Raw genomic sequence first — 16,209 nt, 5'->3', positions numbered from 1 at the left:
CACCCAGGACGATCTCGTGAGAATCCTCCTGCACAGCGGAGTTGTCCTGCCGTGCGAAGCCGCGCACTCCACCCAAGGACCGAGCGGATGCCGCGGCTCAGCGGTCGATGGCTTCCCCTGCCTGGCCTTCCCTGATCAAGAGAGCCGCCGAGGACAGGACGATTCGCGACCAACGATCCTGATCACGGCGGGGCCCCCTGATTCCGGCATCCATCCCCTCGCCCGGGCGCGGGGAGCGTGCCCGTCCCGTACGCAGGAAGAATCCGCCACCCAGGACGATCTCGTGAGAATCCTCCTGCACAGCGGAGTTCTCCTGCCGTGCGAAGCCGCCCTGCCGTGCCAAGCCGCCCTGCCGTGCGAAGCCGCCCTGCCGTGCGGAGCCGCGCACACCACCGAAGGACCGAGCGGATGCCGCGGCTCAGCCGTCGATCACGGCGACGAGCTCGTCGAGGAAGCCGCCGAAGTCCGTCGCGCGGCGGACGATCCGCTGCACGCTGTCCCGCTCGGAGAAGACCTCGACGAACTGCTCGAACACGGTCTGGAAGGCTTCGCGGTCGGTCTCGGAGAAGGCGACGAGCGCGACCACCTGCACGCGACCGTCGCCCCACGCGATGGCGGGGTCGGCGATGCCGATCGCGATCGAGGTGCGGGTCGCCGTCATCCCGATCGCGTGGGGCACGGCGAGCGCATCGGTGAACGCCGTCGACGACAGCGCCTCGCGCTCGATCGCGCGCGCCACGTAGTCCTCGTCGATGACGCCCTGCGCGATGAGCGCCGCGCCGAGCATGCGGATCACGCCCTCCTCGCCGGCCGAAGCCGCGGCCTCGAGCCCGCGCACGAACGCGGACGGTGCGAAGTAGCGCTCCAGCTCCTCGCGCAGGCGGGCCAGCCGCCGGCTGCGACGGATGCGGCCCGCCGCCGCCTGCACACGCTCGATGTCGGCATCGGTGAGGAACGGCTGGATCTTCACGATGCGGTCGGCGGGCGTGACCGGGTCGATCGTCGTCAGCACGAGGTCGGTGTCGATGGACGCCCAGTCGGGGTCGACCCGCGTCTCGACGCCGACGACCTCGATCGCCTGACCGAGCGAGCGGTCGACGCTCGATCGCAGCAGCTCGTGCAGGTCGTAGTAGCCCGGGCACACGATCGTCGCCGTGAGCAGGTGATCGGCTCGGCGGCTGCGTTCGAGTCGCCCCCCGACGTGCATGGCGATGTACGCGATCTCGTCGTCGGGCAGCGGGATGCCCAGGCGCTCCTGCAGGCGGCTCGCGACGAACACGGCGACCTCGAAGATCATCGGGTACGTCGACTTGAGCGAGCGCGTCAGCGGATTGCGCGACCACGCCTGCTCGCGCGCCCGGTGCTGAAGATTCTGCACGTGCAGCGCGAGGCGCAGGATGAAGTCCTCGTGCGCGATGTCGACGAGGAACTCCGCGGATGCCGTGCCCACCACGTCGCGGACGGCGGCCTCGATCTCGGGGTCGAGTCGTGCCCGCGCCTGGTCGGCCGGGGCCTCGTCGCCGGGGGCGACCACGCGGGTGAGGACGAGGGTCGCGAGGTGCTGGAGGTCTCCGGCCCCGAGGTCCACGCCGAGATCGCGGCGCGCGAGGCGGTCGAGCAGCGCGGCGATCTCCTGCTGGGCCGGACGCGCGTCGGTGGCGCCGCTCTCGAGGGCACGGTCCTGGGCCACCCGGTCGGCGGCGATCGCGATGTGCATCACTACGTCCGCGATGCCGATCTCGTTGACGAAGTACCCCATCGATCCGAGTTCCGTGACGAGGTCGGACTTGAAGGGGCCGAACGCCGCGGCGCCGACCGAGTCCTCGCCGAGCGTGCGCCGGAGTGCGGCGAGGTCGAACGACCCCGCGTCCATCTCGTCGTGCGCGAGCCGGCTGAGCAGGCGTCGCTGGGCCATCTCGGTGCCGCGCAGGCGCGCGGTGGAGGAGGAGCGCTCGAGCGTCAGCTCCGTACCGCCGAGCAGTCCGCGCACGCGGGCGAGATCCGCGTCCAGCGTCGCGGGACTGACGTGGAGCCGTTCCGCGAACTCGAACACGTCGATGCCGTCGGGCGCGTCGAGGAGGGCGCGGACGAGGGTGTGCAGCCGATCCCGGGGGGTGCCGGCATCCGTCCCCGCCGTCCGCAGCGCCGCAGCGGCCTCGGACCCTGCCCGGTAGCCCAGCGGGCCGGACTCGATCGCGACACCCGGTGCGACCCGCGCGTTGACCGCCGTCACGTACGAGCGGATGCTGCGCGGGGTCACTCCGACGGCATCGGCGAGGGTCGCGGCGGTCGCCCAGTCCCCGTCTCGCACGAGCAGGCCGATCAGCCTGTCCTGTCGCGCTCTGGTCACGAGATTCCTTCGCTTCGCGATCGGCATCGCCGCCGCCGGGGGTGCGCCCAGTCAACCACGCGGGCACCGGTGGGGGCGTCGTTCGGCGCGATTGTGCACCGGTGACGCTTTCCGCCCCCTGCGGAAGAAGGCCTGGTTGTCCGCTCCCAGCGTTTTCACAAGAATGGGCCCATGGAGGCGGATCGATGAGGATCCTGGTGGTCTGCGGAGCGGGTGCGTCGAGCACCTTCGTCGCCCAGCGCGTGCGCCACGCGGCCCATGACCAGGGACTCGCCTACACCGCCTTCGCCGGCACCGAGCAGTCGCTTCCGATCGATCTCGATGCCGCCGACGTCGTCCTCGTGGGGCCTCATCTCGTTCACGCGCTCGAGCGCATCGAACGGGATGCCGCCGCACGCGGGACGACGGTGGTGCTGCTGCCGCCCGACGTCTTCGCGGACAAAGACGGCACACGGACGCTCGCACTCGTCCGAGACGCGGTCGCGGCCTCCGGGGGGCCGGCCTCGACCGCGGGCGGCACGCACGCCTCCCCCGCAGACACGATCCACACCAGCGACTGACGACAGAGAGGTCACCCCCATGCCACCCATCTCACGCACCGTCCGGATCGGCTCCTCGCACGGACTGCACGCCCGTCCGGCGAAGCTGTTCGCGCAGGCCGCGAAGGACTCCGGCATCCCGGTGACTGTCGCGAAGGACTCGGGCGCGCCGGTCAACGCGGCGAGCATCCTCGGTGTGATCGCGCTGGGCGTGGAGCAGGGCGACTACGTCACCCTCACGGCCGACGGCGACGGCGCCGAGTCGGTGCTCGACACCCTCGCCGAGCTGCTGACGACCGACCACGACGCGGAGTGAGCCGATGACCGAACTGCGTGGAGTGGGGATCGGCCTGGGTGTCGCCCAGGGTCCGGTCGCCCGCATGTCCGAGCCGCTGCCCGCGCCGAGCGATGCGCCGAGCACGCTGAGCGCCGACGAAGAGAAGACGCGGGTGTCGGATGCCGTGGCCGCCGTCGCCCGCGAGCTGGAGGCCCGCGGTGCCGAGGCGGGCGGCGCGGCGCAGGACGTGCTCGAGGCGCAGGCCATGATGGCCGAGGACCCGAGTCTCGCCGACGAGGTGAACGCGCGCCTCGCCCAGGGCAAGACCGGCGAGTTCGCGGTGTTCGACGCGTTCGCGTCGTTCCGCGACCAGCTGACCGCGATCGGCGGATACCTCGGCGAGCGCGCCGCAGACCTCGACGACGTGGCCCAGCGGGTGATCGCGCGGCTGCGCGGCGTTCCGGCTCCGGGCGTGCCCGATCCGGGGCATCCGTTCGTGCTCGTCGCGAAGGACCTCGCGCCCGCCGACACCGCACTCCTCGACCTCGACAAGGTCCTGGCGCTCGTGACGACCGACGGCGGCCCGACCTCGCACACGGCGATCCTCGCTCGCGAGAAGTCGATCGTCGCCGTGGTGGGCGCAGTCGCCGCGACCGGCCTTCGAGACGGCGAGACGGTGATCGTGGATGCGGCGGCCGGCGTCGTGACGACCGAGCCGACCCCTGACGAGCTGGAGCGGGCGCACAACCGCGCGGCCGACCGGGCCGCGGCGGCTACGGCCCCGATCACGGACGGCGCGCTTGCCGACGGCACGCCGATCCCGCTGCTGGCGAACCTCGGCAATCCCGACGGCGCAGCGGATGCGGTGGCGCTCGGCGCCGAAGGCGTGGGCCTGTTCCGCACCGAGTTCCTGTTCCTGAGCGCGAGCCAGGCGCCCACGGTCGAGCAGCAGCGCGAGTCGTACACGAAGCTCCTGGCGGCATTCCCCGGCAAGAAGGTCGTCGTGCGCGTGCTCGACGCGGGCGCCGACAAGCCGCTCGCGTTCCTCAACGATGCGCACGAGGAGAACCCCGCGCTCGGGCTCCGGGGCATCCGCGCCCTCCGCGCGAGCGAGGACATCCTGCGCGAGCAGCTGACCGCGCTGGCCGAAGCGGATGCCGCCACCGATGCCGATCTCTGGGTCATGGCCCCGATGGTCGCCACCGTCGAGGAATCGACCTACTTCACCGACCTCGCCCGCGACTACGGCATCAAGACCGCCGGCGTGATGGTCGAGGTTCCGTCCTCCGCTCTTCTGGCCGACCGGATCCTCGCCTACGCCGACTTCGCGTCGATCGGCACGAACGACCTGACGCAGTACACGATGGCCGCCGACCGGCTGCTCGGCTCGGTGGCCTCGTTCCAGGATCCGTGGCACCCCGCGGTGCTGCGCCTCATCCGCGAGGTCGGTGACGCCGGCCGCACCAACCGCAAGCCCGTGGGCATCTGCGGTGAGGCGGCAGCCGACCCCCTCCTCGCGGTCGTGCTCGTGGGCCTCGGCGCCACGAGTCTCTCGATGGCCCCCACGGCGCTCGCCGACGTGCGGGCGACGCTCCTCCAGCACAGCCTCGACGACGCGCGAGAGATCGCCCAGGCTGCCCTCGCCGCGAACGACGCGGCATCCGCCCGAACAGCGGCCCAGGCGGCCGCGACCTCACAGAAGGAGACACAGCAATGACAACGGCGTCAGTTCCCGCCACGAGTGGCGGAAGCAAGGCGCGGGTCGGAGTCCAGCGCTTCGGCACGTTCCTGTCCGGCATGATCATGCCGAACATCCCCGCGCTCATCGCGTGGGGCATCTTCACCGCATTCTTCATCGACGTGGGCTGGCTGCCCAATGCCGACCTCGCGACGATCGTCGGGCCGTTCATCCACTACGCGCTGCCGCTTCTGATCGCGTACACCGGCGGCAACATCGTCTACGGCGTCCGCGGCGGCGTCGTCGCCGTGATCGCGACGATGGGCGCGATCGCAGGTTCCGACCTCCTCGTCGCCAACTTCAACGCGGCGCTGGCAGAGGGCGAGAAGCCGCTCAACCAGGTGCACATGTTCATCGGCGCGATGATCCTGGCACCACTGGCGGCCTACACGATGAAGTGGCTCGACAGCCTGTGGGAGGGCAAGATCCGGGCCGGCTTCGAGATGCTGGTGAACATGTTCTCCGCCGGCATCTGGGGCTTCGTCATGGCGATCGTGGGCTTCTACCCGATCGCGTGGCTGGTGAACGGTGTCATGCAGGTGCTCGGGAACGCGGTGCAGTGGCTCGTCGACTACAACCTGCTGCCTCTCACCAGCATCGTGATCGAGCCCGCGAAGGTGTTCTTCCTCAACAACGCCATCAACCACGGCGTGCTGACACCTCTAGGCATCCAGGAGTCCGCCGAGACGGGCTCGTCGATTCTGTTCCTGCTCGAGGCGAACCCCGGCCCCGGTGTGGGTCTGCTGCTCGCGTTCACCTTCTTCGGACTCGGCGCCGCGCGCGCTTCGGCTCCGGGTGCTGCGGTGATCCAGTTCTTCGGCGGCATCCACGAGGTGTACTTCCCGTACGCCCTCATGAAGCCGATCCTGATCCTGGCCCTCATCGCGGGTGGCATGACCGGTGTCACGACGAACATGCTCCTGGGCGGCGCGCTGCGAGCGCCTGCTGCGCCGGGAAGCATCTTCGCCGTACTCGCACAAGTCGCGAACAATTCGTACGTCGCGGTGATCCTCTCGGTGATCCTGTCGGCGACGGTGACGTTCCTGGTCTCGTGGGTCATCCTGCGGGCATCTCGCAAACGCGACCTCGCGGCCATGGCAGCGACCGACGACGCCTTCGGCGCGGCGATCACGCAGACCGAGGCAGCCAAGGGCAAGTCGTCCGATTCGCTCGCCAACCTGCGTGGCGGGGCAGCGACGAGCGCAGGCGGAGGAATCGAGCCGGCCGTCATGACCGAGCGCCCCATCAAGAACATCGTGTTCGCGTGCGACGCCGGCATGGGTTCGTCGGCGATGGGCGCGAGCGTGCTGCGCAACAAGATCAAGAAGGCGGGCATCGAGGACGTCACGGTCGTCAACAAGGCGATCTCGGCGCTGGATGGCTCAGCCGACCTGGTCATCACGCAGAACCAGCTCACCGACCGCGCACGGCAGCAGACGCCGGGCTCCATCCACGTCTCGGTCGACAACTTCATGAACTCGCCGCGATACGACGAGGTGGTGGAACTGGTCCGCGACCAGCACCAGGATGGTGAATAGGGGCGCGGCGCCAGCCGCCGCGAGCTCTGCGAGCCTCGCGGGGAATTCCCCGCGACAAGGTGAATAGGCGCTGAGACAGCTGCGGGGTCGGGCGGCGCGAGGCCCCCGACCCCGTGGCCTCGAATTGAGAAAGGCAATCGACATGGCACGTGACGTACTGAGCATCGGTCAGGTCCGCATCCACAGCGGAAGCGCGACGCGCGAAGAGGCGATGAAGGAGGCTGCCGACATCCTCGAGGCCGTCGGTGCGGTGACGAGCGCCTACTTCGACGCCATGCAGCAGCGCGAGCAGACGGTCTCCACCTACATGGGCAACGAGCTGGCGATCCCCCACGGCACCAACGAGACCAAGGCCGCGATCCTCGAGTCGGCGCTGTCGGTGGTGCGCTACGACGGCGGCGTGGACTGGGGCGGCGAGCCGGTCACGTTCGTCGTCGGCATCGCAGGCAAGGGCGACGAGCACCTCGAGATCCTGTCTCAGATCGCGATCCTCTTCTCGGACGAGGACGAGGTCGGGCGCCTCAAGACCGCCCAGACTCCCGAGGAGCTGTTCGCGCTGGTCTCGGCGGCGGGCGTCTGATGAAGGCGGTCCACTTCGGCGCGGGCAACATCGGGCGCGGCTTCGTGGGCCTTCTGCTCCACGAGGGCGGCTACGAGCTCGTCTTCTCGGATGTCGCGGCCCCGCTCGTCAACGCGATCAACGCCGTCGACAGCTACACCGTGCACGAGGTCGGCGAGGGCGGTCGCGACACGGTGGTGACCGGCTTCCGGGCGATCAACAGCGCCGAGAACGCCCAGCAGGTGGTGGACGAGATCGCGACGGCCAACGTCGTCACGACCGCGGTCGGCCCGACGATCCTCAAGTTCGTCGCGCCGCACATCGTCGCCGGCCTCGGGCACCGCGACCCGGCGGCGCCGCCGCTGCAGATCATGGCGTGCGAGAACGCGATCAACGCCACCGACCTGCTGCGCGACGAGATGATCGCCGTTGCCGGCGACGCCTGGGAGGCGGTCAGCGCCTACGCCGTCTTCGCGAACACCGCGGTCGACCGCATCGTCCCGGCGCAGCCGGAGGGCGGCGGGGTCGACGTGACGGTCGAGCCGTTCTACGAATGGGCCATCGAGCGCCCGCCGTTCGGCGACGACCCGCCGAACATCCCCGGTGCACACTTCGTCGACGATCTGGCCCCGTACATCGAGCGCAAGCTGTTCACGGTGAACACGGGACACGCGACGACCGCGTACTTCGGCGCCCGCGCCGGCGTCGATACGATCGCCGCGGCGCTCGCCGACCCCGCGATCGCGTCGAGCGTCGAGTCCGCGCTCCAGGAGACCTCGGCGCTGCTCGCCGCCAAGCACGGCCTCGACCCGGCCGAGCTGGCACAGTACCGGTCGACGATCCTCGGGCGATTCCGCAACGCCGCCCTTCCCGACACGGTGTGGCGGGTGGGCCGCCAGCCGCTGCGCAAGCTCTCCCGGCACGAGCGCTTCGTCGGTCCAGCCGCCGAAGCGGCCGAGCGCGGGCTCGGCGTGGACGCGCTGGTCGAGGCGATGCGCGCGGCGCTCGCGTTCGACGACGCTGAGGATCCGCAGTCGGTCGATCTGCAGCGGATGCTGCGAGAGCAGGATGCCGCGACCTTCACCGGGTCTGTGACCGGCCTCGAGCCGGAGCATCCACTCTTCGCCCGCATCGTCGCGGCGGTCGAGGATCAGCAGGCGGAGATCGGCGTCTGACGGCGCGACTACGCTCGTGGGGTGACCACGTCCTCCTCTCCGACCTCGCCCGACGAAACCGGAGCCCCCGCGGACACCCCCGTCCCGAAACGGCGGCGGGGGCGGCGGGTCCTGTGGTGGATCCTGGGGTCGATCGGCGCGCTCGTCGTGCTCGCCGTCGTCGGGATCCTCGTCTGGAGCCAGGTCGGCGTGATGGCCGCAGAGCCCGCACCCCTCGCCGAGGTGAAGGCCGACCCGGCGATCGAGATCACCGACACGTCCGGCGCGATCATCCTCACCCCGGCGGGCACGGAGCCCGAGACCGGCCTGGTGTTCATCCCCGGCGCGAAGGTCGATCCATGGGCGTACGCGAACAACCTCTCGGGGCTCGTCGCCGAGGGCGACGTCGCGGTCGTGGTCACCAAGCCGTGGCTCAACCTGGCGTTCTTCGACCTGCGGCCGCTGTCGGCCTTCACCGATCTCGTTCCCGGGGTCGACACGTGGGCGGTCGGGGGTCACTCGCTCGGCGGCGTACGCGCGTGCCAGCTCGCCGGCGACGCCGACGCCCTCGTTCTCTTCGGCTCGTACTGCGCCAACGACCTCTCGGACTCCGGCCTGCCGGTGCTCAGCATCGCCGGGAGTGAGGACGGCCTCTCGACACCCGAGAAGATCGCCGACGCCCGCCCACTCCTCCCCACCGACGCCGACATGCAGGTCATCGAGGGCGCGAGCCACGCATCGTTCGGTGACTACGGGCCGCAGGCGGGCGACGGCACCCCGACCATCGACGACGCGCAGATGGACGAGGCGCTCACCGCCCTGCTGCTCGGCTTCGCCGAGGAACTCGCCGCGCAGTGATCGTCGGCATCGCGATCATCGCCGCCTTCGTCGCGGCGGTGATCCAGCGCATCACAGGGCTCGGATTCGTGCTCGTGCTCCTTGGACCCGTCGTGCTGCTGTACGGCCCGGTCGAGGGCGTGACGATCGGCGTACTGCTCGCGCTCGTCGCGGCACTCTCGGCCATCCCCCTCGTCTGGCGCCGGATCGAGTGGCGCCGCGCATGGTGGCTCATCTGGCCGGGCCTCATCGCCGCACCCTTCGGCGCTCTTCTGGTGCGGCTGCTCCCCGAGCCTGCGCTGCTCCTGCTCATCGCCGGCATGGCCTACTTCGCGCTCGTCGCGGGGTGGATCCCCGCGCTCTCCACCTCGCTGCGCGGCAGGCCCGGAGCCGTCGTCGCCGGCTCGGCCGCGGGATTCATGCACGTCGCGAGCGGACTCTCCGGTCCCCCGCTCGCTGCCTACGCCGTCGGCGACAAATGGGAGCAGCGCCGATTCGCCTCGAGCGTCCAGGTCATCTTCGCCGTGTTCAGCTTCGTCTCGGTCGCCCTGCGAGGGCTCCCCCAATCCCCGGTCGCCGACCTCTGGCTGCTCGTCGCGGCCACGGTCGGCGGCATCCTGATCGGGACGATCCTGTCGCGCCACGTCTCGCCGCGCATCGCCCGCATCGCGATGCTGGCCATCGCGTGGGCGGGTGCGACGGTGGTGCTCGTGCGCGGCATCCTGGCACTCTGGACGTGACGCCGGGCGCCGCCGCTCGGGATTTCGGTTAATGCCTGGTAAACCCTTTAGGGTTTCTTCGCTGGGGTCGGCGTCGCAGACCACCACGACGACGTGTGGGAGACGAATGAGCGAGCCTCGCTATGCCATCATCGGCGCCGGTCCGTCCGGGCTGTCGGCGGCGCGCGCCCTCCAGAAGGCGGGCATCGAGTTCGACGGCTACGAGGCGTCGCGCGGCGTCGGGGGCCTGTGGGACATCGAGAACCCGCGGTCGACGATGTACGAATCCGCGCACCTCATCTCGTCGCGCACGACCACCGAGTTCACCGAGTTCCCGATGGACTCCACCGCCGACTACCCCAGTCACCGCACGCTGATCCGCTACTTCCGCGACTTCGCCGACCGCTTCGGCCTCACCGAGCGCTTCCGCTTCGACACGGGAGTCACCGCCCTCGCGCGCGACGACGACGGCACCTGGATGCTGCGCGCCGACGGACCCGACGGGCCGACCGAGCAGCGGTACGACGGAGTCATCCTCGCCAACGGCACGCTCGCCGAGCCGAACGTGCCCGCCTTCCGCGGCGAGTTCACGGGTGAGCTCCTGCACACGAGCGCGTACAAGAGCGCGACGCAGCTGACCGGCAGACGAGTGCTGATCATCGGCGCCGGCAACTCCGGATGCGACATCGCCGTGGACGCCGTGCATCACGCCGCGTCCGTCGACATGAGCGTGCGGCGCGGGTACTACTTCGTGCCGCGCTACCTCTTCGGCAAGCCCAGCGACACGCTCAACCAGGGACGCCCCCTCCCCGCGCGCATCAAGCAGTTCGTCGACAAGCGGGTGCTCCGCGCGTTCACCGGCGACCCGGTGCGGTTCGGCTTCCCGAAGCCCGACTACAAGCTCTACGAGTCGCATCCGATCGTCAACACGCTCATCCTCAACCATCTCGGTCAGGGCGATCTCGCGATCCGCCCCGACATCGATCGGTTCGACGGCCGCACCGTGCACTTCCGCGACGGGTCGAGCGGCGAGTACGACCTCGTGCTGCTCGCGACGGGATACACGCTGGACTACCCGTTCGTCGCCCGCGAGGCGCTCAACTGGACCGGCTGGTCCCCGAAGCTGTTCCTCAACGTCTTCCCGCCGTCCTTCAACGGTCTGTACGTCATGGGCATGATCGAGGCGTCCGGCATCGGCTGGCAGGGACGCTACGAGCAGGCGGAGCTCATCGCGACCTACGCGGCCGCGCTCGCTCAACACCCCGAGCGCGCCGAGGCGTTCCGCCGGCGGGCGACATCCGAGCCCTGGCCGGACCTGACCGGCGGCTACAACTACCTCGGGCTCGAGCGGATGTCGTACTACGTGAACAAGGACGCCTACCGACGCGCCGTGCGCGCGGCGACAGACGCCCTGCGGGATGGCGATGCCGGGACGCCGGGGCGCGGCATCCGTCCCCGTCGTCTGCCCTCGACGAAGAAGGTCTCCGCATGAATCCCGACGACATCGCCCTCAACTTCAATCCGGGCACGCTCGTGATCCTGAACGTGGTGCTCGGGCTGATCATGTTCGGGATCGCGCTGGACACGACCGTCGACGACTTCAAGGTCGTCCTGCGCAAGCCCAAGCCGTTCGTGATCGCGATCCTGGCGCAGCTGGTCGTGCTGCCGGCCGTGACCTTCTGCCTGACGCTGATCCTGCCGGTGACGCCCTCGATGGCGCTGGGCATGATCCTCGTCGCGTGCTGCCCGCCCGGCAACATCTCCCAGGTGCTCACCCACCGCTCCGGCGGGAACGTGGCGCTGTCGGTGTCGATGACCGCGGTGTCGAACGTGATCTACATCTTCGCCCTGCCACTGAGCGTGGCCTTCTGGGGCTCGCTCCACCCGACCGCGAGGACGCTCCTCGAGGCCGTCGAGCTCAACGCGTGGGCGATGCTGCTCGACATCTTCCTCATCATCGGCCTGCCGTTCGCCGCGGGCCTGTTCATCCGCCATAGGTTCCCGGCGTTCGCGGCCAAGGTGCAGCCGTTCGTCAAGTGGTTCTCGCTGCTCGCGCTCGTGGGGTTCATCCTCGCCGCGCTCATCGGCAACTGGACGTTCTTCGTCACGTTCCTCGGCATCATCATCCTCGTCGTGACGATCCACGATGCCGTCGCGCTCGCGATCGGCTACGGCACCGCCGTCGCCGGAGGCCTCGGCACCCGCGAGCGCAAGGCCATGACCTTCGAGGTCGGCATCCGCAACGCCGGACTCGGGCTCGGGCTGGTGTTCGCGTTCTTCGGCGGACTCGGCGGCATGGCGATCGTCGCGGGATGGTGGGGCATCTGGGACATCATCGCCGGGCTCATCGTCGCCGCGCTGTGGGCGCGTCACACCCGGCGCTGCACCGGATCCGCCAAGGGCGATGCGACCCGGCACGCGCTCGCCGCCGGCCCGACGGATGCCGCGACCCCCGGCATCGCCGAGGACCCGACCCGGTGAGCGCGCGCGTCCTCGTCACCGGCGGTGCGGGTTTCCTCGGCTCCTCCGTCGTCGCCGCGCTCGTCGCCCACCCCGGAGTGGATCTCGTCGTCGCCGGCGACGTACGCCGGCCGGAGCATCCGATCGAGGGAGTCGTCTACGACGACTGCGACGTCACCCGGCCCGCCGGTCTCGCCCCTCTGCTCGAACGGCACGCGATCGACGTGGTCGTGCACCTCGCCGCGATCGTGAACCCGGGCCGGGATCACGATCTCGAGTACCGCGTCGACGTCGACGGCACGCGCAATGTGGTCGACGCGTGCGTCGCCACGGGGGTCCGGCGGATCGTCGTGTCGTCGTCGGGCGCGGCCTACGGCTACCACGCCGACAATCCGGAATGGCTCCGCGAGACCGACGCGGTGCGCGGCAACGACGAGTTCCCGTACTCGAAGCACAAGCGCCTCGTCGAGGAGATGCTGGCGGAGATCCGCCGGCAGCACCCCGAGCTGGAGCAGGTGGTGTTCCGCATCGGCACCATCCTCGGCCCGACCGTGCAGAACCAGATCACCGCGCTGTGGAACGGCAGGCGGATCCTCGCGATCCGCGGATCGGACTCCCCGTTCGTGTTCGTCTGGGCGGACGACGTCGCCGGGGCGATGGCCCGGGCCGCGACCGACGGACCCGCCGGCATCTACAACGTCGCCGGTGACGGACGCCTGACCGTGCACGAGATCGCACGGCGCCTGGGCAAGCCGACCTTCACGGTGCGCCCCGGCGCCCTGGGCTTCGCGCTGCGCATGGGACGGATGCTGCGCCTCACCGTCCACGGACCGGAACAGGTCGGCTTCCTGCGCTACCGCCCGGTCCTCGCGAACGAGGCCCTCAAACGCGACTTCGGGTTCACGCCCGCCAAGACGTCGGCGGAGGCGTTCGAGGCCTACCTCGAGACGCATCCCGGCGTCGCGCGGCGCTGAGCCGCAGCATCCGACGGCGCTGAGCCGCAGCATCCGACCGCAGTCGTCTGCTCCGGCGCAGGAGAAATCCGCGAGACAGGACGAATCGACCGGAATCGTCCTGCGACGCGGAGACCTCCTGCTCGCGATGGAGAAGACCGACGACCGAGGCCGCCGACCGGGGCCGCAGAACGAGGCGGGAGGACCAGCCGGGCGGCCGTCAGGCGCCGAAGCCCTCGGCGATCAGCTCGATCAGCTCCTCGCGCTCCTCGACCGGGAGGAAAGCCCCGGCGGCGGCGTTGAGCTGGAACGCCTCGAGGTCGTCGAGGCTGTACTCGAAGGTCTCTGCCAGCAGCGCGAGCTCGCGCGTGAGCGACGTGCGGCTCATCGTGCGGTTGTCCACGTTCACGGTCACCGCGAAACCGAGCTGGTACAGCAGGTCGAAGGGGTGATCCTCGATCGTCGTGCCCCAGCGCTCGATCGCCCCGGTCTGCAGGTTCGACGACGGCGACAGCTCGAGCGGGATCTCACGGTCGCGCACCCAGCGGGCGAGGTCGCCGAACTGCACGAGCACCTCTTCGCCCGCGCGCGAGACCACCTCCAGATCCTCCGCGATCCGCACGCCGTGCCCCAGCCGCAGTGCGCGCCCGTCGATGAGCGCGGATCGGATCGAGTCCAGACCGGCCGCCTCCCCGGCGTGCACGGTCGCCGGGAAGAACTCCGCCGCGAGGTAGTCGAACGCCTCGCGGTGGTTGGAGGCGGGGAATCCGTCTTCGGGTCCGGCGATGTCGAACCCGACGGCACCACGCGTGCGCCAGTCCACGGCGAGCCGAGCGATCTCGAGCGAACGGTCGGTGTGCCGCATCGCGGTGATGAGCTGACCGACTCGGATGTCGCGTCCCTGGCCCTCGGCGGCATCCTCGCCCGCCTCGATGCCTTCCTGGACCGCCTCGACGACCTCGTCGAGCGAAAGGCCCCGACCGAGGTGCTGCTCGGGAGCCCAGCGCACTTCTCCGTAGATGACGCCGTCGGCGGCAAGATCCTCGACGAACTCCCGCGCGACGCGGGTGAGCCCTTCGCGGGTCTGCATGACCGCGGTCGTGAGGTCGAACGTCTTGAGGCACTCGACGAGCGAGCCCGAGTCGCTCTTCTCGGCGAACCAGTCCGCAAGGTCATCGGCGTCGGTCTCAGGCACGTCGAGTCCGATGGCGTCCGCCAGCTCGATGATCGTCGCCGGGCGCACCCCGCCGTCGAGGTGGTCATGCAGCGAGACCTTCGGCAGGCCCCGGATCGACACCCCGTCGAGAAGTGCGTCGGCGTGCTGGTCGATGGGCATGGTGATCTCCTCGGGAGCCGTTGTGGGGACGTCGGTGAAAGGGCGGCGGATGCTGAGCCTAGGCCGTGATGCGCTCGAGCACGAGGGGGCTCGCTGCCGGAGCATCGGCCCCGATCTGCCACGCGCCCTCGAGGGCGTCGAGCGCGCGATCGAACCGCGACGCATCCTCGCCGAGCAGGGTGAACAGCGGCTGTCCGGCTTCGATCCGGTCGCCGGGCTTGGCGTGCAGATCGATGCCGGCGGCGTGCAGCACCGGATCCTGCGCCCGTGCGCGGCCCGCGCCCAGACGCCACGCGGCGATGCCGAAGGGCAGTGCCTCGATGCTCGTCACGAAGCCCGAGGTCGGCGCGGTCACGGTGTGCGTCTCGTTCGGGGCCGGGAGCGCGGCATCCGGATCGCCGTCCTGCGCAAGGATCATGGCGCGCCACGCGTCCATCGCACGACCGTCGTGGAGCGCTGCCTCGACGTCGGCGTCGGGCTGGCCCGCCAGTGCGAGCATCTCGCGCGCGAGCGCGACCGTCAGCTCGACCACGTCGGCGGGACCGCCGCCGGCGAGCACCTCGACGGACTCCCGCACCTCGTTCGCGTTTCCGATCGCGAGTCCGAGCGGCGTGTTCATGTCGGTCAGCAGCGCCGTCGTCGAGACCCCGGAGTCAGTGCCGAGGGCGACCATCGTGCGGGCCAGCTCACGGGCACGGTCGACGTCGCGCATGAACGCCCCCGAGCCGAACTTGACGTCGAGCACGAGCGAATCGGTGCCCTCGGCGATCTTCTTCGACATGATGCTCGACGCGATCAGCGGGATCGCCTCGACCGTGCCGGTGACGTCGCGCAGCGCGTAGAGCTTCTTGTCGGCGGGCGCGAGGCCCGATCCCGCGGCGCAGATGACCGCACCGACCTCGCGCAGCTGCGCGAACATCTCGTCGTTCGACAGCGCCGCGCGCCAGCCGGGAATCGACTCGAGCTTGTCGAGGGTGCCGCCGGTGTGGCCGAGTCCGCGCCCGGAGAGCTGCGGCACCGCGACGCCGAACGCCGCCACGAGCGGCGCGAGCGGCAGCGTGATCTTGTCGCCCACCCCGCCGGTCGAGTGCTTGTCGACGGTCGGCTTGCCCAGGCCGGCGAAGCTCATGCGCTCGCCCGAGGCGATCATCGCGTCGGTCATCACGCGGATCTCGTCCCGGCCCATGCCGTTGAGGAGCACCGCCATCGCGAACGCCGCCATCTGCGAGTCGGCGACGTAGCCGCGCGTGTATGCGTCGACCATCCAGCGCAGCGCCGGCTCCGATACCTCGCCGCCGTCGCGCTTCGTCCGGATCACGTCGACGGCGTCATAGGGTTCCACGTCAGTCATCGTGCGGCCTCTTCCAGGTCGCGGGGACCGAACGCGTCGGGCAGGACCTCGTCGATCGTGCGGATGCCGGACACGGTCTCGAGCAGCATCCCCGGGATCGCGAATTCGTACAGGAGCTGCCGGCAGCGTCCGCACGGCATGATCGTGTCGCCGTGGCCATTCACGCAGACGAACGCGACGAGATTGCCGCCACCGGACATCTGCAGCTCGCTCACGAGTCCGCATTCGGCGCACAGGCCGACGCCGTAGGACGCGTTCTCGACGTTGCAGCCGGTCACGATGCGCCCGTCCGTCACGAGGGCGGCGGCGCCGACCTTGTAGCGCGAGTACGGCGCGTACGCGCGCTGCATGGCATCCGTTGCGGCGGCACGCAGCTCATCCCAGTCGATGTCCGTCAC

15 protein-coding genes are annotated in these 16,209 nt (G+C 70.2%); 11 read left to right on the top strand and 4 right to left on the bottom strand.

Features of this window, described 5'->3' with window-relative positions; all coding sequences use genetic code 11:
- Nucleotides 1-418 precede the first annotated feature (418 nt).
- Nucleotides 419-2,377 (bottom strand): BglG family transcription antiterminator, encoded by a 1,959-nt coding sequence (locus tag OL358_RS10145; protein ID WP_264709849.1) that lies wholly within the window; start codon nucleotides 2,375-2,377, stop codon nucleotides 419-421.
- A 158-nt stretch (nucleotides 2,378-2,535) separates the two neighbouring features.
- Here OL358_RS10145 and OL358_RS10140 point away from each other — a divergent pair, with 158 nt between their 5' ends.
- The 11 genes from OL358_RS10140 to OL358_RS10090 all read left to right on the top strand — a co-directional run bounded on the left by OL358_RS10140 (nucleotide 2,536) and on the right by OL358_RS10090 (nucleotide 13,145).
- On the top strand, nucleotides 2,536-2,910 hold the full coding sequence (locus tag OL358_RS10140; RefSeq protein WP_264709848.1) for a PTS sugar transporter subunit IIB: 375 nt from the start codon (nucleotides 2,536-2,538) through the stop codon (nucleotides 2,908-2,910).
- 19 nt (nucleotides 2,911-2,929) lie between these two features.
- Entirely contained in the window at nucleotides 2,930-3,205 is a 276-nt protein-coding gene (locus tag OL358_RS10135; RefSeq protein ID WP_264709847.1) for an HPr family phosphocarrier protein, read from the top strand.
- 4 nt (nucleotides 3,206-3,209) lie between these two features.
- Nucleotides 3,210-4,883, top strand: a complete 1,674-nt coding sequence (gene ptsP / locus OL358_RS10130) for a phosphoenolpyruvate--protein phosphotransferase (RefSeq protein WP_264709846.1) — start codon at nucleotides 3,210-3,212, stop codon at nucleotides 4,881-4,883.
- On the top strand, nucleotides 4,880-6,442 hold the full coding sequence (locus OL358_RS10125) for a PTS mannitol transporter subunit IICB (protein ID WP_264709845.1): 1,563 nt from the start codon (nucleotides 4,880-4,882) through the stop codon (nucleotides 6,440-6,442). The genes ptsP and OL358_RS10125 overlap by 4 nt, the downstream gene beginning before the upstream one ends.
- Before the next feature lie 142 nt (nucleotides 6,443-6,584).
- Complete coding sequence (locus OL358_RS10120; RefSeq protein WP_264709844.1) at nucleotides 6,585-7,022, top strand: PTS sugar transporter subunit IIA; 438 nt, start codon at nucleotides 6,585-6,587, stop codon at nucleotides 7,020-7,022.
- Nucleotides 7,022-8,176 carry a mannitol-1-phosphate 5-dehydrogenase gene (locus OL358_RS10115; protein WP_264709843.1) on the top strand — a complete coding sequence of 385 codons (1,155 nt, stop codon included), beginning with the start codon at nucleotides 7,022-7,024 and terminating at the stop codon, nucleotides 8,174-8,176. Before OL358_RS10120 ends, OL358_RS10115 begins: the two co-directional genes overlap by 1 nt.
- A 21-nt stretch (nucleotides 8,177-8,197) precedes the next feature.
- Complete coding sequence (locus OL358_RS10110; RefSeq protein ID WP_264709842.1) at nucleotides 8,198-9,013, top strand: alpha/beta hydrolase; 816 nt, start codon at nucleotides 8,198-8,200, stop codon at nucleotides 9,011-9,013.
- Complete coding sequence (locus tag OL358_RS10105; protein ID WP_264709841.1) at nucleotides 9,010-9,732, top strand: TSUP family transporter; 723 nt, start codon at nucleotides 9,010-9,012, stop codon at nucleotides 9,730-9,732. Before OL358_RS10110 ends, OL358_RS10105 begins: the two co-directional genes overlap by 4 nt.
- Nucleotides 9,733-9,838: 106 nt before the next feature.
- Complete coding sequence (locus OL358_RS10100) at nucleotides 9,839-11,203, top strand: flavin-containing monooxygenase (RefSeq protein ID WP_264709840.1); 1,365 nt, start codon at nucleotides 9,839-9,841, stop codon at nucleotides 11,201-11,203.
- Entirely contained in the window at nucleotides 11,200-12,192 is a 993-nt protein-coding gene (locus OL358_RS10095) for a bile acid:sodium symporter family protein (protein WP_264709839.1), read from the top strand. Before OL358_RS10100 ends, OL358_RS10095 begins: the two co-directional genes overlap by 4 nt.
- Nucleotides 12,189-13,145: an SDR family oxidoreductase gene (locus OL358_RS10090; protein ID WP_264709838.1), complete on the top strand. Its 957-nt coding sequence runs from the start codon at nucleotides 12,189-12,191 to the stop codon at nucleotides 13,143-13,145. The genes OL358_RS10095 and OL358_RS10090 overlap by 4 nt, the downstream gene beginning before the upstream one ends.
- Before the next feature lie 199 nt (nucleotides 13,146-13,344).
- Here OL358_RS10090 and OL358_RS10085 read toward each other — a convergent pair whose 3' ends face one another.
- From OL358_RS10085 to OL358_RS10075, 3 genes are read right to left on the bottom strand one after another with little or no spacing between them, the layout of a single operon-like run.
- Nucleotides 13,345-14,460: an adenosine deaminase gene (locus OL358_RS10085; RefSeq protein ID WP_264709837.1), complete on the bottom strand. Its 1,116-nt coding sequence runs from the start codon at nucleotides 14,458-14,460 to the stop codon at nucleotides 13,345-13,347.
- 58 nt (nucleotides 14,461-14,518) lie between these two features.
- Complete coding sequence (locus OL358_RS10080; protein ID WP_264709836.1) at nucleotides 14,519-15,811, bottom strand: thymidine phosphorylase; 1,293 nt, start codon at nucleotides 15,809-15,811, stop codon at nucleotides 14,519-14,521.
- Nucleotides 15,808-16,209: a cytidine deaminase gene (locus tag OL358_RS10075; RefSeq protein WP_056121682.1), complete on the bottom strand. Its 402-nt coding sequence runs from the start codon at nucleotides 16,207-16,209 to the stop codon at nucleotides 15,808-15,810. The genes OL358_RS10080 and OL358_RS10075 overlap by 4 nt, the downstream gene beginning before the upstream one ends.

It is taken from the genome of Microbacterium sp. SSM24 (assembly GCF_025989145.1).
Lineage (GTDB): Bacteria > Actinomycetota > Actinomycetes > Actinomycetales > Microbacteriaceae > Microbacterium.
Note: the sequence above shows the minus strand (reverse complement) of the source record. Positions and strands in the feature narration are given on the sequence as shown.